19 protein-coding genes and 1 tRNA gene are annotated in these 23,025 nt (G+C 43.3%); 4 read left to right on the forward strand and 16 right to left on the reverse strand.

Annotated elements, in window-relative coordinates; genetic code table 11:
- The 8 genes from bamA to rimO all read right to left on the reverse strand — a co-directional run bounded on the left by bamA (window position 1) and on the right by rimO (window position 10,811).
- On the reverse strand, window positions 1-2,394 hold the full coding sequence (bamA, locus tag QL886_RS08400) for an outer membrane protein assembly factor BamA (protein ID WP_290178346.1): 2,394 nt from the start codon (window positions 2,392-2,394) through the stop codon (window positions 1-3).
- Between the two features lie 262 nt (window positions 2,395-2,656).
- Window positions 2,657-4,033 (reverse strand): RIP metalloprotease RseP, encoded by a 1,377-nt coding sequence (gene rseP, locus QL886_RS08405; protein ID WP_290178347.1) that lies wholly within the window; start codon window positions 4,031-4,033, stop codon window positions 2,657-2,659.
- A gap of 96 nt (window positions 4,034-4,129) precedes the next feature.
- Window positions 4,130-5,338: a 1-deoxy-D-xylulose-5-phosphate reductoisomerase gene (ispC, locus tag QL886_RS08410; RefSeq protein ID WP_290178348.1), complete on the reverse strand. Its 1,209-nt coding sequence runs from the start codon at window positions 5,336-5,338 to the stop codon at window positions 4,130-4,132.
- A gap of 179 nt (window positions 5,339-5,517) precedes the next feature.
- A complete protein-coding gene (locus QL886_RS08415) occupies window positions 5,518-6,327 on the reverse strand; it encodes a phosphatidate cytidylyltransferase (RefSeq protein ID WP_290178349.1) in 810 nt (269 codons plus the stop codon).
- Window positions 6,328-6,511: 184 nt separating this feature from the next.
- A complete protein-coding gene (gene uppS, locus QL886_RS08420) occupies window positions 6,512-7,270 on the reverse strand; it encodes a polyprenyl diphosphate synthase (protein WP_290178350.1) in 759 nt (252 codons plus the stop codon).
- Between the two features lie 389 nt (window positions 7,271-7,659).
- The gene (gene frr / locus QL886_RS08425) at window positions 7,660-8,214 is read right to left on the reverse strand and encodes a ribosome recycling factor (protein ID WP_057759123.1); all 555 of its coding nucleotides are present in this window, start codon (window positions 8,212-8,214) and stop codon (window positions 7,660-7,662) included.
- Window positions 8,215-8,326: 112 nt separating this feature from the next.
- Window positions 8,327-9,052: a UMP kinase gene (gene pyrH / locus QL886_RS08430; protein ID WP_057759121.1), complete on the reverse strand. Its 726-nt coding sequence runs from the start codon at window positions 9,050-9,052 to the stop codon at window positions 8,327-8,329.
- A 172-nt stretch (window positions 9,053-9,224) separates the two neighbouring features.
- Window positions 9,225-10,811 (reverse strand): 30S ribosomal protein S12 methylthiotransferase RimO, encoded by a 1,587-nt coding sequence (gene rimO, locus QL886_RS08435; protein WP_290178351.1) that lies wholly within the window; start codon window positions 10,809-10,811, stop codon window positions 9,225-9,227.
- 135 nt (window positions 10,812-10,946) lie between these two features.
- Here rimO and QL886_RS08440 point away from each other — a divergent pair, with 135 nt between their 5' ends.
- The 3 genes from QL886_RS08440 (at window position 10,947) to QL886_RS08450 (ending at window position 14,494) form a co-directional block, all read left to right on the forward strand.
- On the forward strand, window positions 10,947-12,311 hold the full coding sequence (locus tag QL886_RS08440; RefSeq protein WP_290178352.1) for an ATP-binding protein: 1,365 nt from the start codon (window positions 10,947-10,949) through the stop codon (window positions 12,309-12,311).
- Window positions 12,312-12,409: 98 nt separating this feature from the next.
- The gene (locus QL886_RS08445) at window positions 12,410-14,191 is read left to right on the forward strand and encodes a sigma 54-interacting transcriptional regulator (RefSeq protein ID WP_290178353.1); all 1,782 of its coding nucleotides are present in this window, start codon (window positions 12,410-12,412) and stop codon (window positions 14,189-14,191) included.
- Between the two features lie 218 nt (window positions 14,192-14,409).
- Window positions 14,410-14,494: transfer RNA gene (locus QL886_RS08450), tRNA-Leu, on the forward strand.
- Between the two features lie 213 nt (window positions 14,495-14,707).
- On the opposite strand, the gene QL886_RS08455 is transcribed toward QL886_RS08450, so the two are convergent.
- From QL886_RS08455 to QL886_RS08465, 3 genes are all read right to left on the reverse strand, one after another.
- Window positions 14,708-15,106, reverse strand: coding sequence for a ribbon-helix-helix domain-containing protein (locus QL886_RS08455; protein ID WP_191114902.1), 399 nt, complete (start codon window positions 15,104-15,106; stop codon window positions 14,708-14,710).
- Window positions 15,107-15,163: 57 nt separating this feature from the next.
- Window positions 15,164-15,724, reverse strand: a complete 561-nt coding sequence (locus QL886_RS08460) for a DJ-1/PfpI family protein (protein ID WP_290178455.1) — start codon at window positions 15,722-15,724, stop codon at window positions 15,164-15,166.
- Between the two features lie 167 nt (window positions 15,725-15,891).
- The gene (locus tag QL886_RS08465) at window positions 15,892-16,917 is read right to left on the reverse strand and encodes a protein kinase (protein ID WP_290178354.1); all 1,026 of its coding nucleotides are present in this window, start codon (window positions 16,915-16,917) and stop codon (window positions 15,892-15,894) included.
- A gap of 192 nt (window positions 16,918-17,109) precedes the next feature.
- Here QL886_RS08465 and QL886_RS08470 point away from each other — a divergent pair, with 192 nt between their 5' ends.
- On the forward strand, window positions 17,110-18,081 hold the full coding sequence (locus QL886_RS08470; protein WP_290178355.1) for an ATP-binding protein: 972 nt from the start codon (window positions 17,110-17,112) through the stop codon (window positions 18,079-18,081).
- A gap of 40 nt (window positions 18,082-18,121) precedes the next feature.
- Here the strand turns inward: QL886_RS08470 and QL886_RS08475 are convergent, their stop codons facing one another.
- The 5 genes from QL886_RS08475 to rarD (QL886_RS08495) all read right to left on the reverse strand — a co-directional run bounded on the left by QL886_RS08475 (window position 18,122) and on the right by rarD (QL886_RS08495) (window position 23,012).
- Complete coding sequence (locus QL886_RS08475) at window positions 18,122-19,258, reverse strand: ribonuclease Z (protein WP_290178356.1); 1,137 nt, start codon at window positions 19,256-19,258, stop codon at window positions 18,122-18,124.
- Between the two features lie 103 nt (window positions 19,259-19,361).
- The gene (locus tag QL886_RS08480; RefSeq protein WP_102078140.1) at window positions 19,362-19,673 is read right to left on the reverse strand and encodes a hypothetical protein; all 312 of its coding nucleotides are present in this window, start codon (window positions 19,671-19,673) and stop codon (window positions 19,362-19,364) included.
- A gap of 94 nt (window positions 19,674-19,767) precedes the next feature.
- Window positions 19,768-20,436 carry a glutathione S-transferase gene (locus QL886_RS08485; RefSeq protein ID WP_290178357.1) on the reverse strand — a complete coding sequence of 223 codons (669 nt, stop codon included), beginning with the start codon at window positions 20,434-20,436 and terminating at the stop codon, window positions 19,768-19,770.
- 194 nt (window positions 20,437-20,630) lie between these two features.
- Complete coding sequence (gene rarD / locus QL886_RS08490; protein ID WP_290178358.1) at window positions 20,631-21,728, reverse strand: EamA family transporter RarD; 1,098 nt, start codon at window positions 21,726-21,728, stop codon at window positions 20,631-20,633.
- A gap of 213 nt (window positions 21,729-21,941) precedes the next feature.
- Window positions 21,942-23,012, reverse strand: coding sequence for an EamA family transporter RarD (rarD, locus tag QL886_RS08495; RefSeq protein ID WP_290178359.1), 1,071 nt, complete (start codon window positions 23,010-23,012; stop codon window positions 21,942-21,944).
- Between the last annotated feature and the right edge of the window lie 13 nt (window positions 23,013-23,025).

Here is a 23,025-nt window from a genome sequence, read left to right on the forward strand (position 1 = left end):
TTAGAATGTATTACCAATCTGGAACTGGACTTTTTCAGTCTCATCGCCTTCTTTGTCACCAAATGGTACCGCGTAACTAAGTGAGATTGGACCAATTGGTGTATACCAAGTGACACCAGCACCAGCACTGTAGCGGAAGTCATTATCTTGAGTGATCAAAGTATAATCGGTTTCTCTGAAAGTCTCGTCTTCTTTCCCAGTCGTGTCAAATACTTGACCACCTTCAGCAAACAATACTGGACGTACTTGATCTGCCCAATCACCTTTAAATGGCATTGGTAGAATCAATTCAGCACCAAACGTTGCCAATGCGTTACCACCGACTTCTTCATCTAAGTTCCCAGCAATACCATTGACGGCATCATAATAGTTTTCTGATTTAGGACCTAGCGTTGAAGATTCATAGCCACGTACAGAGCCATAACCACCAGCGTAAAAGTTTTCGTAAAATGGTAAATCGTTACCATAGCCAAGCTTGGTATAACCGCGTGCGATCACATCTTTATAAAGAGGATAATATATATTACCGCTATAAGTTAGCTTTTGATAATTAGCATCACCTATCCCAATAGTTGCATCAACCTTATGACTCATACCTTTGGTAGGGAATACTGGACGGTCTAGAGTACTGTAATCCCAACCAAATAAAAGGTTGTAGGTCTGATAATCATTCTTAAAGGTGGCAATACCATCAGTCTCGTTCTCAGGTGTTTGTGTACCACCATCATCTAGAAGCTGCTGTACATTAGATATTCCTAAATATCGACCACCACGTACAGTAGTATTATCAACATTTAGACCAGCACTCAGGCGTTTGGTTTCATCAATAGGATAGCTATAGTTCAGCGTCGCACCATATGAATCGGTCACATAGTTACTAACGTTGTCGTCATCATATTTGGTTTTGCGATAATAACCGCTGATACCTTGAGAAACACCGTTTTCTGTAAAGTACGGATCGGTATAACCTAGGCTATAAGAGTCGCGTGTTTCTGAACGAGAAAGCGCAGCTTTAACACGGTTACCGGTACCCATAAAGTTGTTTTGAGTCAGATCCAACTGGAAAGTCACACCACCACTTTGTGAGTAACCGGCTGCAATCGTTGAGCTACCAGAAGGCTGCTCTTCAACCACATAGTTCACATCAACTTGGTCTGGCTGGTTAGGCACTGGCTTAACATCGACAGTAACATTTTTAAAGAATCCAGTACGCATCAAACGCGTGCGTGACAGCTGAATTTTGTCATTGGACGATAGCGTACCTTCTAACTGACGCATCTCACGACGTAATACTTCGTCTTGCGTTTTGATATTACCCGTAAAGTTGATACGGCGAACGTAGATAGGACGTGCAGGATCGATATAGTAATCGACATCGACCATTTTAGTATCATCATTGATACGTGGGACTGGTCTGATTTGAGCTAGATAATAGCCTTCGTTACCATAGCGTCTCTTAAGGGAAGCAGTGGTTTCGTCTAGTTTTGCTTGCGAGTATTTTTCATTAGATGCAAAGCTAACTAGCTCTTTTAGCTCACTGTTCTCAAAGGTAGGTTTACCTAAAAAGTTCACTTCGCCAAACTGGTATTGCTCGCCTTCGCTTAGGCTGACTTCGATAAACACACTACTTTTATCTTCGCTGATGTTTAGTACGGCATTATCGACTGAAAAACGCACATAACCATCGTTCTGATATAGTGCCTTTAAACTCTCTAGACTGGCAGCCAGTTTTTCTTGAGCGTATCGATCAGATTTAGATAATAGACGCATCCATGAAGATTCTTTTACCGCGAAAACGTCTTTGATCTCTTCATCACTAAAGTGCTTATTACCAATAATATTGATATCGACAACTTTAGCAGGCTTGCCTTCTACAAAGCGCACGTCAAGTTTTACGCGGTTACCATCAAGTACCGTTTGATCTACTTCGATATTACTATTGTAGTAACCTTGGCTAACGTATTGCTGTTGTAGCTCATTAGCCACGCCTTGCAAAGTAGACTGCTTGAGCACGTCACCAGCAGAAAGACCAGCATTTTTCAGTCCCTGCTCAAGTCCTTCTTTTGGAATGAGCTTGTTACCTTCAAAGGTTACTTCAGCGATCGTTGGACGCTCAATGACGTCGAACCTTAGCTTGCCACCTTCGACACGGCTTTGAATATCAGCAAAGTTCTCAGTTGCATATAGTGCCTTAATACTGGCAGCTAAGCTACTATCATTCACCGTATCGCCTACCGTAACAGGTAAGACCGGATAGAGGCTATCAGGGGTTAGGCGTTGTAGACCATTAAAACCGATGTCAGTTACTACAAATTCTGCAGCCTGTACTGGCATACTCATCATCGCTACAACTAACGGCAACCCAGCCGCGCTCATAATTAAAGGCGTACGCATAAACACTATCCGTCAATAAAAAAATTGCTTAAGTTAAGTTAAAAGGCACGTATTGTCTAACCCGTGCGCATAAGGTTATAAACCCATGCAAGGGTAACTCAGAACACTTTATATAAATTGCATCACAAAATAAACTAAAAATTACGATTAGTACAGAGGCTGCGACACAGAGTAGCATGCCTATCATAACAATAATCAGCCTATAATAGGCGTAAAACCATTAGTATATCGTGCTTTATCAGCCATATTGCTCATCCGCCGATCAAAATAGCCGGCTGATGTCATTACCAATTGCTAACACCATGAAACCTGCCAGCAAGAGTAAACCGATATTTAGACCGACCATTTGCACACCTTCAGACAGTGGCTTACCACGAATCAACTCAATAAAGTGATAAACAATATGACCACCATCTAATACTGGAATCGGCAAAAGGTTTAAGACGGCAAGACTCAGGCTAATAAGCGCCGCTGTCGATAATACCATCTGCCAACTGATATCAAAGCTTTGTTTGGCGACTTTGGCAATGGTAATTGGCCCTGATAGATTGTCTAAACCAATCATACCTGACAGCATTTTTCCCATCGAGCTTACGGTCATTACTGCGAGCTGCTCAGTCTTTTCAAATGACTTAACTAACGACTCACTAGGACCGTAGACCACGGTGGTCTTGTAATCGTCAGGGATAACAATCTCAGTCTGATCCACCATTGCACCAATTTGTCCGTAATCATTACCCAAGTTGTCTTTTTTGCCTTGAGGCATAATCTGCAACTGTACAGACTTGTCATCACGCAATACCGTAAAGTTCAATAGCGTTTCGGGGTTGTCACGGATGATACGTGTGGCAGTAATCCAATCTTCGATTGACTCATTATTAATAGCAGTAATGCGGTCGCCAACCTTTAGACCTTGGCGGCTAGCGGCACCATCGGGAGCCAAACCGCCTACAATCGGCGCAATCTGCGGCTGCCATGGCAACATACCAAAGCTGGTCAGTGCGTCTTTGCCTTGAGCCTCACCTTGCATAAACTGCGTAACTGGTGCTTGATAGGTCTTAGTCGACTGATCGGTTTGGGCGTCTGACTGCAAGGTAATGCTAACATTATCCGTCTCACCCATACGTCCTGCAAGGCGATAGTTAATACCTTCCCATGTCTGCACATCATGTCCATCAATCGCAACAATCTTCTCACCGACTGGCAACTCTGCCATTGCAGCAGGCGTATCTGGTAGTACCTGTCCAATCTTAGTCGCCAACTGCTCAGATGGGGTCATAAATAGTACCCAAAATAGCGCGATAGCGATAACAAAATTCATGATAGGGCCAGCTGCAACGATAGCAATTTTCTTGAGCGGATGCTGCCGATTAAACGCAAGGTGCTGCTCATCTTTTGCGACATTACCTTCACGCTCATCTAGCATCTTTACATAGCCGCCGAGTGGCAATGCTGAGATACGATAGTCGATACCGCTCTTTTTGCTAGTCCAGCCAAAAACTTTAGGACCAAAACCGATAGAGTACGTTAGCACTTTGACACCGCAAAGCCGCGCCACAATATAATGTCCCCACTCGTGTAAGGCAATAAGCGGGCCCAAGACAAATATTGCGGCAAGAAGTGTTAGTAAAAACGTCATGATTTTTTCTCAGTATTGTCTCTCAGCATTTTTATTAACATCTTCGCTAATATCGTTTATCAATGTCATATATCAGCTAAGAGACGCTTGCTACGATTATGTCAGCTTTGCTACCAACTTATCAGTCAAGTGGCGTGCAATCTTATCAATTGCCAATATGTCTTCTATGTCAGCAGTTTCGTTCAATGGTGGCAGCTGTATGTCATTTAAGGCTTGTTCGTTAATATTAGCAATGTCCGTCAAACGAATCTTCCCATCTAGGAACGCTGCTACTGCAATTTCGTTTGCCGCATTGAGCACAATCGTGGCTTGCGTCCCTGCTTGCATAGCTTGACGAGCCAAACGCAGGCAGGCAAATTTTTGCAAGTCAGGCTCAATAAATTCCAAACCACTAAGTACAAATAAGTCTAACGGCTGTGAGCCACTATCAATTCGTTCAGGATAGCTCAGCGCGTGTGCAATGGGCGTTTTCATGTCTGGACTGCCCAGCTGTGCTAAAAAGCTGCCATCGCTATATTCTACCATTGAGTGAATGATACTTTGTGGATGAATAACCACATTTATCTTATCTTCAGGCAAATCAAATAAATGACAGGCTTCTATCAGCTCAAGCCCCTTGTTCATCATCGTCGCCGAATCGACGGATATCTTTTGACCCATTGACCAATTAGGGTGTTTGACCGCTTCTGCGACACTTGCCTGCTGCATTTGCTCGAACGACTGCTGCAAAAATGGCCCACCAGAGGCTGTTAACCACAGTTTACGGACACCATGATTTGGCTGATGGATTTGCGTATTATCTTGCTGAATAGCAAGTGGTAAGCATTGAAAAATAGCATTGTGTTCAGAATCGAGCGGCAGCAAAGTAGCTTTGTGCGTCTTGACCGCATCGATCATAACCTTACCTGCCATGACTAAGGCTTCTTTGTTTGCCAATAAGATACGTTTGCCTGCACGTGCTGCTGCCAATGTAGACGGCAACCCTGCCGCCCCTACAATCGCCGCTACAACCGTATCAGTCTGTGAGTCAGTGGCAATATCTACCAATCCTACCTCGCCTCCTACGACCTCACTAGCAATTCCCGCGGACTTAAGCCTGTTAGCAAAGTCATCTACGGCTGACGTCGGCACACTGACGCGCTTCGGCAGAAATTGCTGACAGAGCGCAAATAGCTTATCTAAGCGATGATAGCCTGATAAAGCATAGACTTCATAGGTGTGCGGTTGTGCCGCTAATATTGCTAGAGTGCTATCGCCAATCGAGCCTGTCGCGCCTAGTACGGCGATGCGTTGCGTCATAACCATCAATGCCCATGATACTTAAAAATAATAAAAATAGAATATCGTCTGTTAACTATAAAGCCACCGCTCTGATAACTTTGCTTGTCATACCAATGCATTGCTCGCTCTCGGCTGACTTATACCAATATTATGGTGAACTGACGACAGTACAGGTTCAAATAGAAAAGTGCTGCTATATAATCTTACACCACTATCAAGCCAAGCTGCTGTATCGCCCAAAAACCAAGGGCAAATATCGGTGTAGCAGACAACAGAGAATCGATACGATCAAGGATACCACCGTGACCTGGCAAGATAGTGCCTGAATCTTTGACATCAGCACGGCGCTTGAGCATTGACTCAAACAAGTCTCCAAGTACAGAGGCAAGAATAGTAATGGCCGATAACGCTACAAATACGATTAACGGTATACCGGTCAGCTGTAATTTAAAGACGCTAATAGCTATCACAACTAACAGCCCTGTAACGAGGCCACCAGCCAACCCTTCCATGCTCTTATTGGGTGAGACATTGGGTGCCATTTTTCGGCGACCAAGCTTACGACCGACAAAATAAGCGCCACTGTCTGCACACCAGACTAATAAGAATACATACAGCAGCCACCACGCAGATAACTGCCAGAGATAGAACATCGCTGTGATAGATGCCGTTAAAATAACTGCGCCCATCATTGCCAGCTGGTTACCGTACCATCTCGTCTGTGTTGGGAAGACTCGAACCCAAGACAGAGCCATCAGCCATATGACTAATGAAGCCACCCACCAAAACAACCAAGTCACCTTGAACATCAGTGAGAATATAGTAAGTGCCAAAATCAATAGAACGAATACAGCAGGTTGACGCCACTTAGGCATCAATTTTGCCCACTCATGAGCAGCGATAATAACCCCAATGGCCAACAGTGGTGCAAATAAAATAGGTGTTTGGCTCGCAAACATTGCAATACCAACGATAATAACGAGAACAATTGCCGTCTTAATTCGTTGCCACATACTTATCGAGCCTTATAATAATGAAGAACAGATGGTCAAAAAATGCATTATAGCAGCTAACTAACGATGGCCTAGTGATAGCATTCAATACTCATTCAAGCCGTTTATCATTGCATAAACCAACCCTATTGACCAGTTATACAATACTAACTGAACCGACTGAACTTATCTATCAACTCACTGCTCAGTGACCTTGCTGCTCTATCACTACCTGCTCGCTGGTTTTGCCAAAGCGGCGTTGACGTTTTGCAAACTCTGCGATCATCAAAGCCAGCTCTTCTGCTGCAAAGTTCGGCCATAATGTAGGAGTGAAAAACAGCTCAGCATAAGCAGATTGCCACAATAAGAAATTAGAAATACGATACTCGCCGCCCGTACGTACCAGCATATCTACTGCTGGGGTGTCAGCTAATTGTACGTAGTTACCTAACAACTCTTCGCTGACATCTTCCGCTTTTAATTCACCAATTTGCACTTGCTGAGCCAGCTGTTTTGCTGCATTTGCAATATCCCACTGTCCACCGTAGCTAATTGCAATCACTAGCGTCATTGCATCAAAATCCGCCGTTTTTTCTTCTGCGTCAGCCATTAGCATTTGTAATGATTCACTAAGCTGACTACGGTCACCGATGAAACGCAAGCGAATACGATACTCATTCATGCGCGGCATTTGCTCATGAATTGTCGATATGAGTAGCTGCATCAACAATGCTACCTCATTAGGCGGTCTCTGCCAATTTTCGCTAGAAAACGCAAATACGGTCAGCACCTCAATGCCTGTATTGACACAGTAATCAACGATAGGGTCGAGCGCATCCTTGCCAGCCACATGTCCTTGACCGTGGCCCAAATCATTGGCTTTACCATAGCGATTATTACCATCCATAATGATGGCGATATGACGAGGAAGAATAGCGGGCGCCAAAACGGCTGAAGTGGACATAGGCTAACTTGCTTATTGTTAAGGTAAAATAATAATAACGTGTGTAACGGCGATTAAAAAGCGCCATTTATATAATTCACTAACTTATCACAATTGCATTGTTAGTTTTTAGCGTTCAGAATGCGATGGACATAGTTCAATCAACCACACCTTTAGCTTGCTTTAGATATGGCTTGATATAGTTGATTCAGTTTAAAAGAGAGACAGGGCAACCGAGTGCAGAGGTAACTGTGATACTTCAAGCGAGGTTAACGCTGTCACTATTTTATAGAGGACTGACTATATCAGCCTACACAATAATAAACAGCCAATAGCTATAAAGTATTGGCTGCTCAATTACAGATAATCTTACGAACTGATTCTTGCTATAAATACCAAATATATCAGTATTAAACTTCCATCAAATCGCTTTCTTTCTTGCTCAAGCGAGCATCGATCGTTTCGATATATTTGTCAGTGATTTTTTGTATATCATCACTAGCGCGGCGCTCATCATCTTCTGAGATTTCTTTTTCTTTTGCCAAGTCTTTGATATCGTTCATCATGTCACGGCGAATGTTACGGATAGAAACTCGGCTGCTCTCAGCTTCACCACGTGCAAGTTTTTGCATATCGCGACGGGTATCTTCTGTTAATGCTGGCATCGGCACACGAATCACATCAGCAGACATTGGGTTTAGACCCAAATCTGCTTCACGAATGGCCTTATCTACTGCTTGTACCATCGTACGGTCAAACGGTTGAACCAGTAAGGTACGTGAGTCTTCAACGTTGACGCTTGCTACTTGGTTCAATGGTGTATCAGAACCATAGTAGCTAACCATCACACCTGACAACATACCTGGATGCGCACGGCCAGTACGAACTTTACTGAAAGTGCTTTCAAGCGCTTCCAACGTTTTTTGCATGCGTGCTTCGCCGTCTTGCTTAATCTCTTTAATCATTGTGTATCCTTATTTATCGTTACCGACAAATCTTTTATTTGCTATTGGGATATTAATTATTTGTTGCTAATCGTTAGCTATTTACTGACGTTAGTTGCCAGTATCGCGTCAATTAATGAAAAACTCGTGTGCCTTCATTCTCACCCATAATGACATTCAATAATGCATTAGGCTTAGTCATATCAAACACTTGTAGCGGTACGTTATGCTCACGGCACAATGCGATAGCCGTTAAATCCATGACGCCTAGCTTTTGCTCTAGTACTTCATCAAAAGTCAGACCGTCATACTTGACTGCATCATCATGTAGGCTCGGGTCTTTGTCATAAACGCCATCGACCTTAGTCGCTTTTAAAATCAAACCAGCTTCGATCTCGATACCGCGCAAACATGCAGCGGTGTCAGTGGTAAAGAATGGGTTACCCGTACCTGCGACAAAGATACAAACTTCACCATTTTTGAGATAACGAATGGCATTACGACTGCTATAGCTTTCGGTGACTTCACCAATCGGTAACGCTGACATCAAGCGCGTTTTGATATTGCGACGCTCAAGCGCATCACGCATTGCCAGTCCGTTCATAACGGTCGCTAGCATGCCCATCTGATCACCAGTAACACGGCCAACGAGACCTTCTTTTTGCAACTGCGCACCGCGATATAAGTTACCACCGCCGACCACGATACCAACTTGGACACCAAGTCCACGCAAGTGAGCGATAGACAAGCTCATTTTATCGAGCACTTCGGTATCAATACCCATGTCTTTACTACCAGCTAAGGCTTCACCGGAGAGTTTCAGCAAGATACGAGCGTAACGCGGGTTTTTGTCAGACATGAGGTCACCTTGTTATCATGAAATTATAAAGAAAATTATCGGTAAAATACAAATCGAGTTTGCCCACAACGCTACACTTACAGCTAAGCGTATTAAAAAGGCTAAATTGCGCTAATTGTAGCAAAAACTGCCCGCCATTGGGCAATTTTCACTCGCATATCTTATTGGATATCTAGCCTTGATAACTGGCGAACAAATCGTATTCGCTAGCATCATCGATAGTCACGGTTAAGAACTGCCCTACTTTAACTTGAGCGTTGATGTCGTCAACATAGACATGACCATCAATTTCAGGTGCATCAGCATAACTACGGCAGATAGCAATATTTTCATCGCTATCAATTTCATCGACCAATACCGTTAAGGTTTTGCCGACTTTTTCTTGTAGCTTTTGCGCTGAAATATCTTGCTGTAGCGCCATTAAACGCTCATAACGAGACTGCTTGACGTCTTCAGGGACATGATCAGGCAAGTCGTTGGCCACTGCGCCTTCTACTTCTGAATAAGTAAATGCGCCCACACGATCGAGGCGTGCTTCAACTAACCAGTCAAGCAAGCACTGAAAATCTTCTTCTGTCTCGCCAGGGAAGCCAACCACAAAGGTCGAACGAATCACGATATCAGGACAGATATCACGCCACGCTTTGATACGGGCCAAGGTGTTTTCGCTATGTGCAGGACGTTTCATCGCTTTTAGGATACGATGACTAGCATGCTGGAACGGAATATCTAGATAAGGAAGCAGTTTCTTCTCACCCATCAACTCAACGACTTTGTCTACATGTGGATACGGATAGACATAATGCAAGCGAACCCAAATGCCCAAATCGTTCAATGCTTGGCATAAGTCATAAAACTTAGACTTGAGCGGAATACCATTCCAAAAGCTAGTTTTATACTTTAGGTCAAGGCCATAAGCTGAAGTGTCTTGCGAGATGATAAGTAATTCTTTCACGCCAGCTTTTTTGAGTGCCAGTGCTTCGTTCATTACATTATCAATCGGGCGCGATACCAAATCACCGCGCAAGCTTGGGATAATGCAGAACGTACAACGATGATTACAGCCTTCTGATATTTTTAGATAAGCATAATGGCTTGGGGTCAGTTTGATACCCGCTTCATTAATCAAATCTATTTTTGGATCATAGTTGGCGTCCTGACTGCGATTTGGCTTAGGCACATGCTGCGCTACTGCCGTAATCACTTCGTCATAGGCATGTGCGCCTGTCACTGCTAGTACAGCTGGATGCATCTCACGGATTTTGTCCGCTTCTTTGCCCAAACAACCAGTGACAATCACTTTACCGTTTTTGCTAATGGCCTCGCCGATCGCATCAAGTGACTCTTGTACCGCTGACTCAATAAAGCCGCAAGTGTTTACCACGACCAAGTCAGCACCGTCGTAATCACTAGCTACTTGATAACCGTCACGGCTTAGCTCAGTGATAATACGCTCACTATCCACCAATGCTTTTGGACAACCTAGTGACACAAAACCAATCTTTGGCGCTGCACTAACTGGCATCGTAGCAGTCGCATTGGCAGTCGTAACATCGCTGCTTTGAGCTACACTACGGTTCTGATTATGATTGGCTTTATGATGGTAAGGTTGTTTAGTATCTGTTTGACTGGCATCTGCCTGACTCTGCGCTTGTACTATGGTAGGCGCGGCAGGATTGAAGATAGTGGCAGTGTCTTTTACGGCAGATAGAGGAGCTGCTGCTGTCGTATTCACTGACTCGGTAGAAGTTTTGGACATGGCTGACCTTGCTAGAGATAAATTGGCTGAGCGCATTGTACGTTTTTTTTGCAAAAATCACCAGTTTTGCCGCTCTATAGTCTTGATTTGTGGTTAAATATTATCTCAAGCATCTGACTTTTTTGGGCCCTACCGATGAACGCTGATTTTATAACCGCTAAAACAACCCCTGACCTCGCATTTATATCTCAGCATTTATTCACCGCTATTCTATGGGTCAACGATGAGCTATCAATCACGCGGTTGAATGCTCAAGCCGAGCAGTTACTTGCCATTAGTAGCGGCAGACTGATCAATCAATCCATCTTGACACTGCTCGCACCCGATGAGTTAAAGACTAAAGATACTGCATTTATCGATAATAATAGTAATGATACAAATGAAAACGAGCCTTCGAGCGAGCCAGCTTACTCGTTGACCGAGCGCTTTGTGCAAGCACAGAACTACCAACAACCTTTTATTGATCATGACCACATCATAAAAACACCGCTAAACGGTAATTTATCATTGTCAGTCGACTATAGCGTCACGCCTGTCATCTATGAACAGCAGCCTTATTTTATTATCGAGATGTGGGGCAAAGATCGTCAAAGTCGTATCTCTGAGGAGCAGCGTCAACAACAGCAGTATACAGTGGCCCGTCATATGCTACGCTCAGTGGCACACGAAATAAAAAACCCTCTTGCTGGTATTCGCGGGGCAGCCCAGCTGTTGCAACGGCAGTTTATTAAATTCAGCGACGCATCTACTACTAACACCTCTAGCGCTGATAATGCTTTGACAACTACTAACATTGACACGCAGCATGATTTGCAAAAAATGAATCAAAAACTGCGCAACTATACGGACATTATTATTTCAGAAACTGATCGATTAACCCATCTTATTGGGCAGCTTCTGGGTTCCAATCAACTGCCAAACTGGCAAACGCTTAATATCCATGAGCCTTTGGAGCATGTCTTAACCTTAGTGACCAATCAGTATCCACAGGTAGTGTTACAGCGTGATTATGATTTATCATTGCCAGAGTTGTGCGCTGATAAGGATCAACTGATTCAAGTGTTTTTAAACCTCATTAATAATGCTTGTGAGTCGATGACTGAGTTCGAACAAACGCTACAGCAGAATAGAATCTCAGCGTCTCAAGAATCACCACAAGCTGCCATACAAACTGAGAGCAATTCTGACTATCAACCCACATTACATATTCAAACGCGAGTTGCCTTTCAGCATACGATCGTAGGGCAGCAGCACAAGCAAGTGATGCAAATTACCATTACTGATAATGGCTCAGGTATTGATCCAGCATTGATCGGTCAGATATTTTTCCCGATGGTCACTAGCCGTGCAGCCGGTACAGGTCTTGGATTATCCATCGTCCAAGATATTATCAGTCATCATCATGGTATGATTGATGTGAGCTCGACAAAAAAGCAAGAAGATAAGCAAACCCGATTTACGCTATATCTACCATTTACTCAACCCATCACTGAGACATAAAACAAATTATGAATTTATGAATTAAAGGCTGCTAAGTTTCATAACGCCAACTCCCAATCCCCAACTTACCATCAATAATTGCTGATTAGGCCCAATACATGACTGAATATAGCGACGACCTCCAACCTAAAAGCGATGATCAATCACCACAATCACAAATAGTAACTGTGAATAATGCACCCAGCGACCACCCTGCAACATTGTGGTTAATCGATGACGATGCAGCCCTACGTATGGTGTTGGCAGACACGTTTGAAGATGCTGGATTGACCGTTATCAGTTTTACTCAAGCCCAAGCAGCATGGACTCGCCTTAATGATGTGTTAAAACAGCAAGAGTCAGCTGAACAATTACCAGACGTCATATTGACCGATATTCGCATGCCAATGATGGATGGATTGTCTTTTAGCGACTGGGTCCATCAGCATTTTCCCAAAATGCCAATCGTAATTATGACGGCACATTCAGACCTGACCTCTGCTATCAATAGCTATCAGACAGGTGCTTTTGAATACCTGCCCAAGCCTTTTGACTTAGATGACGCGGTTGCAACGATTTATAAAGCCATCAACTACCAGCCTAATTTAGAAACAACAACTGTTTCCCTTTCAGATAAAACCAATACCAATATAGCGCCTGACACGTCTACTGAAAAGTTGCTAAAACCTAAAGTAGCACCTGCCAGTAAGACAACCAAAGACAATAAGAACAAAGGTGCCGGCGAAGGCAAAAGTAATAGTAACCCTAGCGGCATCATTGGACAGTCACCAGCCATGCAAACGGTGTTTCGTGCTATTGGCAGACTGGCTCAATCCCCCATTTCTGTCTTAATCACTGGTGAGTCTGGAACGGGTAAAGAGTTAGTAGCCAGTGCTTTACATCAACACTCCCCGCGTAAGCAGCAACCGTTTATTGCGCTTAATATGGCAGCCATACCGCATGACTTGATCGAGTCTGAGCTATTTGGTCACGAAAAAGGCGCGTTCACTGGTGCAACGACAATGCGTCAAGGCCGTTTTGAGCAGGCAGACGGCGGTACTCTATTTTTAGACGAAATCGGTGACATGCCTTTTAGCACTCAGACACGGCTGTTACGCGTCCTGGCCAATGGTGAGTTTTATCGTGTTGGTGGTCAGCAGCCAATAAAGGTCGATGTACGTATCATCGCAGCCACCCACCAAAACTTAGAAGAGCTAGTGAAACAAAGCCGATTTCGCGAAGACTTATTTTATCGACTCAATGTCATTCGATTACCCCTACCACCACTACGTACACGCCCTGAAGACATTCCTGCATTAGCCCTCTACTTTATGCAGTCTGCCGCAGAGCAAATGAGTACCACCCCAAAGCATCTACATCCTGCCGCATTGCAAATTATGCAGACGTTTGACTGGCGCGGTAATGTGCGTCAATTAGAAAACGTCTGTTTATGGCTCACCGTGATGGCCACTGGTGATACGGTGATGGCGACAGACTTGCCACCAGAGCTACTTGAAAACATCTCACCTAATACGGTGCTTTATGAAGAGCATGGCTCATCAAAGGAAGACGCTCAAGAGAACTTGGTACAAAGTGGCGATGTATTAAATAGTAGTGTGTTAAACAGTCATCAAAATGAGCGAAGTAGCCAGATGCCTAAAAGCCAAAGTTGGCAGCAAGCACTGGCTGATTGGGCTGAGCAGTCGTTAAGCACGGGTGAAACTGATATTCTGCAAACAGCAACCCCTGAGTTTGAGCGCGTTTTATTAACAGCAGCACTCAATCATAGCGGCGGTAAAAAGATAGAGGCAGCGAGTTTACTTGGTTGGGGACGCAATACTCTGACACGCAAATTGCAGCAATTGGATATCTCTGCCCCGAGAGTACCAACTAAAGAGTAAATAAACGCATAAAACACGATAACAAATTATGATTAATATCAATTACTTAAAATTAATATCGAAAATAAATGATAAATAATTAAAAATAATTGCAAATAGGGGTTGCCAAACAATTAAAACTCTATATAATAGCCAACCACTGAGACGCACTACCGAATCAGTTAACTATCTAGATAGCGTTTGAGTTTAATCGCTTTTGATGATAGAGTAACGAAAATGGGGCTGTGGCGGAATTGGTAGACGCACCAGATTTAGGTTCTGGCGCCGCAAGGTGTGAGAGTTCGAGTCTCTCCAGCCCCACCATTTTCGGATAGTACATCTTAGACCAAATATCAAAACCTGCTTTTTAGCAGGTTTTTTTGTGTCTGGAATTTGGTGTTAAAACTATAAAATAACTTATCAGAAGTATTAATCTACTTTTATAGCCTTTCTAAGTCATGCAGCACCTCATCCGTACTTTTATAGCACCTCTCTACCCGCTTTGCCAATATTTGCATATACCTGCTATAGGCATAATTAATTAATAGAAAGGTTTCCCTCACTATCGTTGAATAATGCACTACGTTGATTTTTACGGAGGGTTTCACGTTGAATGATATTTTTTGCATCGACTTTTTCTAAAGGCAATCTTGTTTCGCGGGAAAGATCGCCATCGGCTATTAAAGATAAATAACGAGAACAACACACTCTTAAAAAAGAGGTGAAATTGCCAATATCATGATCAGCATCGAGAGATTCAAGGTATAGCTTGGTAATCAGCTGATTGACTGTCATTTGATCGCGAAATGACAACTCTTCTAATATATCCCAAAAAAATACTTCTAAACGAATTGAGGTGACAACTCCCTGAATTCGAAGTGATTTGGTCTTAGAGCTCCACAAGCTGTCGTCAGCACTAATAAAAAGTTGGCACATATATATTCTCTCTCGATATTGGGGTCTATTGAACGTTCAACAGACCCGAATTAACGCTTATAGCAAGGCAACAAACTGCTTTAGCATCGCTGGGTGGGCGGGCCATGCAGGTGCCGTTACCAGTTGGCCATCTGTAATAGCGCCATCCATAGGTAACTCGATATACTCAGCGCCAGCCATTTCTATTTCTGGCTGACACGCAGGATAAGCAGATACTTTTTTACCCTTTAATACGCCAGCAGCCGTCAGCATTTGTGGCCCATGGCAAACCGATGCAATCGGTTTATCAGTATTTGCGAAATGCTGAATCATTGCAATGACCTTAGCATTCAAGCGCAAGTATTCTGGCGCACGTCCACCCGGTAAATACAAAGCATCGTAATCTTCTACATTGATATCAGCAAAAGACGCATTAAGGAAAAAATTATGACCGCGTTTTTCGGTATAAGTTTGATCACCTTCGAAGTCGTGTATTGAGGTAGCAATGCTATCACCTGCCACTTTATCTGGGCAGACCGCATCAACCTCATGTCCCATCGCTAGTAGCGCTTGGAACGGAACCATGTTTTCATAGTCTTCAACAAAATCACCGGTTATGATAAGTACTTTAGCCATGATATTCTCACTGTATTGTAATAAAACATTGTAATGAAATATGGGAACCCAAATTAGTTTATAGCGACTTCGCTTAAAATGAGCCTGAATATCCATTCAAACATAAAAAACAACGACTGGGTAATATGTGAATACTACAAACAATCACTTTTTAAAATAAAATAATAAATTCAGCTGTTGTCTAATAACTTCAAATCTATCAATATCTTATCCATTTCCTGATACCGTCTCTCTACCCGTTTCGCCAATGCTTTGTCGACAATACATTGATAGTGACTACATTCTGCTGATAACGTTGGAATAGGTTGTTGGCAATGCTGAATCGCCCACACTTTTAATTTCTCATTGCTATTGGCGCTTACCTGAAACGGGCGCTTGCCTGTTAGTATCTCAACCATCATTACGCCAAACGCGTAGATATCACTTTGCACCGTTGCACGCTGTCCTTGCCAGCGCTCAGGTGCGAGATACGCTGGTGTGCCAGCAGGATTTGGTTGGCTATTAGCCACCGTCATATGTTGTGATAAAGCAAAATCAGTGAGTAACAATCTAGGAGTCAGATCATTACTCATAGTATCTGCCGGCCATTTATCGTCAGGACCTTCAAGCAAAATATTACTAGGTTTAATATCATTATGTAGCCAGCCAGCCTGATGCAAATTGACTATCAAGTGTACAGACTTCATGATGAAATGATGCTTTTGTGACGCTATCAATGACAGATATTTTGAAGCGGTCAGCTGACTCACCAAGCTACCATTAGGGTAATAAGGCATGACCACTATAACTAGGTGTTGCAACTGCTCTAGTATCTGAACATTTACGCAATAATGAGCCAATAGCGGCGGTGCGATAACGTTATCTTTGACTATCAATGAAGCATTTACAGCAGCTAAAATATCCGCTTCATGAGTTAAATCAGAAGCGATAGGATAAGCGCCATCACTCAACTGCCATTTAATCATCACACTGCCAAATTGCGGATGCTGGGCACGTGTTAGTCCTTGGAAATAAGTCTTGTCGATATGTTGCGTTTTGACATCTTGCATTTGCTCTGTGCTTTGCTGAGCAATACGTTGATGCACTACCTCCCTAAAATATTGTGCGTCCAGTTCTTGGTTGATAATAGGTAATAGCTGTATCGCCTGCGCTTGCAAGGCTTGCGTAATAGACGGATTACTGGCACTATTTTCCATGGTATTGTTTCTCATAATATAGTGAGATTACTGCCTTCCCATTCGTATCATTTCCAAAGATAATAATAGCGCGAATAATGATTACAAGTACTACGCTTAGTAGGTACTAAGATTGTAGGCACTGAAATTTCAGCAGCGTTAATTGTATTTTTGGGTATGGTATTAAAGACAACCTTAATTGCTAGAGCCACTATGTCACAACCAACTATCCCGACCACGCCATCTGATCAACCTACTTATGCCCTACCCGCACCTTTGTTAGACTTACTCAGTCAGTACTTACAAGAGCGAGTCACACCAACTATTGAAATCGACCCGAGACAGCTTGCTTATCGCTGGGTTGGTGGACGCACTGGTTACCTGCAGCCTTTGTCGGTCAATTTGTTTTTGAGCTTAGATGACTTGCATGGTATCGATACGCAAAAGTCGAAACTGGTACAAAACACCCGTCAGTTTATTAAAGGTTACCCTGCCAACCATGTATTGATGTCAGGCACCCGCGGTGCTGGTAAGTCATCATTGATTCGCGCTTTGCTACAAGCCCATCATAGTGAAGGCTTGCGTATTATTGAGGTGGCCCGCGATGATCTGCAAGTATTGGATAAGATTCGTGCTGCTATTAATGCCCTACCAGCAGATTGTCATTGCCGCTATATCGTATACTGTGATGATCTCGCTTTTAATGGTCAAGACGAAAGCTATCGTGCGCTAAAGAGCGTGCTCGATGGCTCGCTAGACTCTGAGCAAGACAAACTACTGGTCTACGCCACTAGCAATCGCCGTCGCTTGCTACCGCAGATGATGAAAGACAATGTCGATATTTATAATGGGCAGACGGATGAAGTCAATCCCTATGAGGCCATTGATGAAACCGTGTCATTATCAGATCGATTCGGTTTGTCCCTTACCTTCCATCCTATGGATCAGCAGACTTATCTGCAAATCGTTCAGCATTATTTGAATTTAGAGCAGCAAAAAATCTCCGCTGATCTGGATAATGATGCTAAGGACATTTTAGCAAGTCAGTCTATGCCTGACACGATCAGAAAGGATGCGCTACGCTGGGCCTCAGAACGTGGTGGTCGCTCAGGACGAGTTGCTTATCAATTTAGCCGTTTTTGGAGTGGTGAAACACAATTGGCTATCGAAGACAGTAAGTGCTAGGTCATATTTAACGCTAAATCATATCTAAGCTTAGCCATATCTAATCACTGCGTGCAGAGCCTATATACTGCACGCAGTTGTCCTTTTGACTGCCCTCTTGATTGCTTGCCGACTCAATTGCACCATCAACCATATATTGGTCAAAATCTGCGGCTAACCAAAGATTACCTTCATAAACGCTCTCAGCATCTAAGCGAATATGTGCCATGTTTGGCGTCTTGCTATTAGGGTTATCAAAACCCTGATAGCGAGCGCTAAAGTGGGTCAAAATGATGTTTTTCAGGTTCATCTTTTGCGCGAATGTACCCACCACATGCGCGCTACTATGCATCGGATCATAGTCTGGGTTTTTAGCGTGAATCTTAGTCAGCACCTCGTGGGTATACGTCGCTTCATGCACTAATAAATCCGCATTGATAACGGCTTTGCTTAACAAGTTTGGCGTATCATTGTCTCCTGCCACCACCACTCGCGTCCGCTGTATCTCATTGTCAACATAATCTACTGAGCGCAATTGTCTATTACCCTCAGTCGTGACATCTTCGCCTTGCTGTAACTTGCCCCATAGTGCACTTGCTGGAATACCATCTGCCACAAGCTTATCTGTATTAAGGATGCGGCGGCTAATAGTCTGAGTAATACCAAAGGCATGAGAAGCAACCCGATGTGATAGCGGCGTGATATCAATATCAAGCTGATGTTGGTCGCTTAAGCTAATGTTAACCTTATTCGTATCACCTTGCTCAGCTAACACCTCTTCAATCGCTACAAAATTGAGAGCAAAGGGTAGATACAGCTCTGTAGTGACGATAATGGCATCAAGCAAAGTAGCAATCGCTTTTGGGGCAATCAAAGTTAATGGTTCACGGCGTCCTGACATAGCAGCGCTTGCTAATAGCCCTGGCAGACCGTAGCAATGGTCACCATGCACATGAGTGATGCAAATAGCAGCCAATTGATGCAATGAGAGTTTGGTATGTAGCAATTGCTGCTGTGTGCCTTCACCGCAATCAATCAGCACCCATGGGCGCGATTTCTTACTCTGATTATTCTGTTGACGACTCCCTTGCTGTACGCCAGAGCTATGCGGATTCATACACTCTATTGCCAATGCGGTCACATTACGCTGTTTGGTCGGTACACCTGCAGAGGTACCCAAAAAGGTTAGCTTTAGCATAAGGATGCCTTTTATTTATCAGGAGTACTGGCTCAGAAGTACGAGAGCTTCTCTTCATTCTAAATCAATGACAGAAATAAGATAAACGAAGAAGATGCCCTAGCTATGACAATTGGCATATCATGGTTTTTTGACCTTCAACCATTTGTCCACCATTGGCGGTGCACTCGTTTACCATATTCGATTCGTAAGATTTCCAGCCACCATAAAAGCTCGCTGCACACAGAATTACCACTAGAATTTTCTGTGACCACGACTTGATAGAGACTTGCTGGCTATTAATCTGCTGTCTATTATTTTCTTGCATACTGGTATCTTGCTTATTAAGTGATGTTTGAGTTGCTGACTGATTGTCATCTTTATCTAGGCTATCTTGCTTTAGATTGTCTTTATTCGAGGTGTTTAGATCTGTCATAACATTATCCTAAAAAAGGCTTTGTTTATTCATAAACAAAGCCTTTGGTCTACATGGCTACTTAAGCGTTGAGGGAGGATTATACCAGCATCCTTTAAAAATTCAGACGGCCGCCCTTTTTTTCTGCTCGCTTAAAGGCATCTCGTTCTTCGCAGCGTTTGAGCCAGTTCAAAAGATTGGTATATTTACTCTGATCTAGACCTGCACCAGCATTGGCACCCAAGACTGCAAGATGCATTTGAATATCAGCGGCGCTAAATTCACTACCTGCAAACCAATGGTTTTCATGTAGATGACGCTCCATCATATCTAGCATTTTCTCCAAACCGCTACTGATCATGTTTTTTTCAATCTGACCTTGGATTTTTTTGCTGATAGGTTTGATTAGCATCGGCGACTGAGACACTACTTTTGTGAATACCAAACGCATGACCAACAGTGGCATTAATGAAGCCTCTGCAAAGTGTAGCCAAAACGTATAGGCTTCCCATGCTGTTTCGTTCTTATCGTCAGGTTTGAACTGCTTTTCTTTGTCGTAATGCTTAATCAGATATTCAATAATGAATCCTGACTCAATCAGCACACGATTGTCTGCTTCTAGTATCGGCGCATTACCAATCGGATGCACTTGCTTTAGGCTATCAGGAGCACGGTATGCCTTATTGCGCTCATAGCAAGTCAATTTATAATCGGCGCCGAGCTCTTCCAACAGCCAGATAATACGAAACGAGCGCGAGTTTGCTAAATGATGAAGATGTAACATAAACCGTCCTAGTTATATATTGTAGTAAATCAGCCATAGTATCTCAGATATAGCGCCATATGTTCACTCAATCGCGGCACTACTGCTCTCGATAATAGCGTAATTTCTACTCCTTTAATACTGTGAGTTGGCAGACATACTGGAAAACTATGCCTACCGAATCGATACTATCTAAGACGGTGTACTCTTTGACATCAATCTAAATGCAATGCTTCAATCTTACGCGTCATTTTATCTATCTTTTGCTGATATTTTTTGATTTGGCGGAATCGATGCGCGATTAGCACGCCTTTGATACGGCGATTTTTCAGACGACGACGTGGTGGGAAACTGCCTACTTGTGGCTCATTGTAGCCATGTAAGCGGTCTTCACGTTTACGCGCCATATAGCCCAGCGCACTATCAGCAATCATAATCAGCAGTGCGATAAAAATCATGCTGTACATCAGCATGGAGCCACCATCATGTAAGTTACGATCTAAAATTGCGATTGAGAAGATGAACAAGAATATTGGCTCAAGGTAACACAGAGTGCCAAATAGTGAGACAGGCAGCTTCTGACTGGCTACCATCGTCAGTGACATCGCAGCGGTACTAATAATGCCCAATAGTGGCAGCAGATACCAAAGCTTGTGGTTAGTGATTGCTACCTCAAAACCGCCATTCATATACAGCGCGACCAATACCACTGGTAACAACAATACAAGGTCTGAGATAAGACCAGTAATAGGCGGCACGGCCAACTTACGACGTAGTAGATAATAAGGAGGATAACCCAAGCACACAAACAAAGTCGCCCAAGAAATAGCACCATACTCAAAAATATCGTAAGCGATACCAAGACCTGCACATACGATAGCAGCCCACTGAAGTAAGCTCATATCTTCGTTGTAAAAGAACCTGCCGACAACAATCATAATCATCGGATATAGAAAATAACCCAACGTTACCTCAAGTCCCAAACCATTGACTGGCGCCCACATAAATATCCAGATTTGCGCGCCCAAAATCGGTGTGGGTAGTATAAATAAAAACCACTCTTTCGCGTTCTTTAGTGTTTTTAGATAATCAAAAATGTGCTGCCACTGCTTTAGTACACTGACCAGCAGTACTAGACTAAAAAACATCGTCAGCACGCGCCACGAAGCGACTTGCGTACCTGATAATGGTTGCAACAGTAGACCAAATAAGAACAGTAATGAGTATAAAAAATTTGCAGCGACAGCAGTGATTGTACCCTGCGAGGTTTGGTTAGTAGTCAGCATCACAACAGCCTTTAAAGATTGGGGCACATCCATGGCAATTTTTAAAAAAAACAAAAGCCTCAGACGAGAACGTCTGAGGCTTTTGCATATAAGGTCGTCGCGCAATCTAAGTTGAACGCTTTTGATGTGTTAGGCTTACATCATGGTCGGCATTATGTCAAAATCAGAATGAATAAGCAATGCCACTGTTCATCTAGTGTCTAAACTTTTAAATTGAGTGAATTTAATGCAGGTAAGTGCTTATTTTGCATCAAGTTGTTCGATTTTTTGCTGTATCTTATCCATCTTCTTTTGGTAACGACGAATCTTGCGAAAACGATGGGCTTTTAGCACGCCATCGATACGCTGATTGATAAAGTGACGACGCGGTGGAAAGCCGCCAATCTGAAGCTCTCTATAGCCATGCAAGCGGTCATTACGCTGACGAACGAGGTAACCTTTTACGCTATCGGCCATCATGACCAGTAACGCAAGCGTAATCATCCCGTACATAAAGAGTGAACCACCTTCTTCAAGGCTTTGACTCAGAATCGTGATAGACAATACGAATAACAGCATTGGCTCGATATAACTTAATGCCCCAAACAGTGATACTGGCAACTTGCTACTGGCAATCATCGTCAGCGACATCGCAAGCGCACTAAAAGCACCAAGCAGCGGCAACAGATACCAGAACTTCATGTCTTGCGCCGCAACATCAAAACCGCCCGTCATATATAGCACGATCAGCACGACTGGTGTCAACAGCGTCAAATCAAACAATAAGCCCGTAATGGGTGGTACAGAAAGGGTGCGCCGTAGCAGATAATACGGTGGATAACCCAAGCATACAAACAGTGTCACCCAAGAGACTGAACCATACTGAACAATATCGTAGCCGATACCGAGTGCTGCAAATATCGCGGCAGCCCATTGCAAAATACTCATATATTCATGGTAAAAGAATCGACCAAGCACAATCATCACTAGCGGCAATAAAAAATAGCCCAACGTAACATCGAGACCAAACCCATTGACCGGCGCCCACATAAACAACCAAATCTGTCCCCCTAGGATTGGCGCAGGCAGTATAAATATTAGCCATTCTTTTGGTGTCTTTAGCGTCTTTATATAATCAAAAACACGTTGCCACTGCTTAGTCAAACTGACCAATATTACCAAACTGAGCAACATCATGAGCACACGCCATGATGCTACCTGCGTCCCTGTTAAGGGCAGCATAAACAGTCCAAACAAAAACATCATCGAGAATAAAAAGCTCGATGATACCGAAGCAACCGTTCCCTGAAAAGTTTGATTGGTCGTAAGCATAACAACAGCCTTA

The organism is Psychrobacter sp. APC 3281, assembly GCF_030407815.1.
Lineage (GTDB): Bacteria > Pseudomonadota > Gammaproteobacteria > Pseudomonadales > Moraxellaceae > Psychrobacter.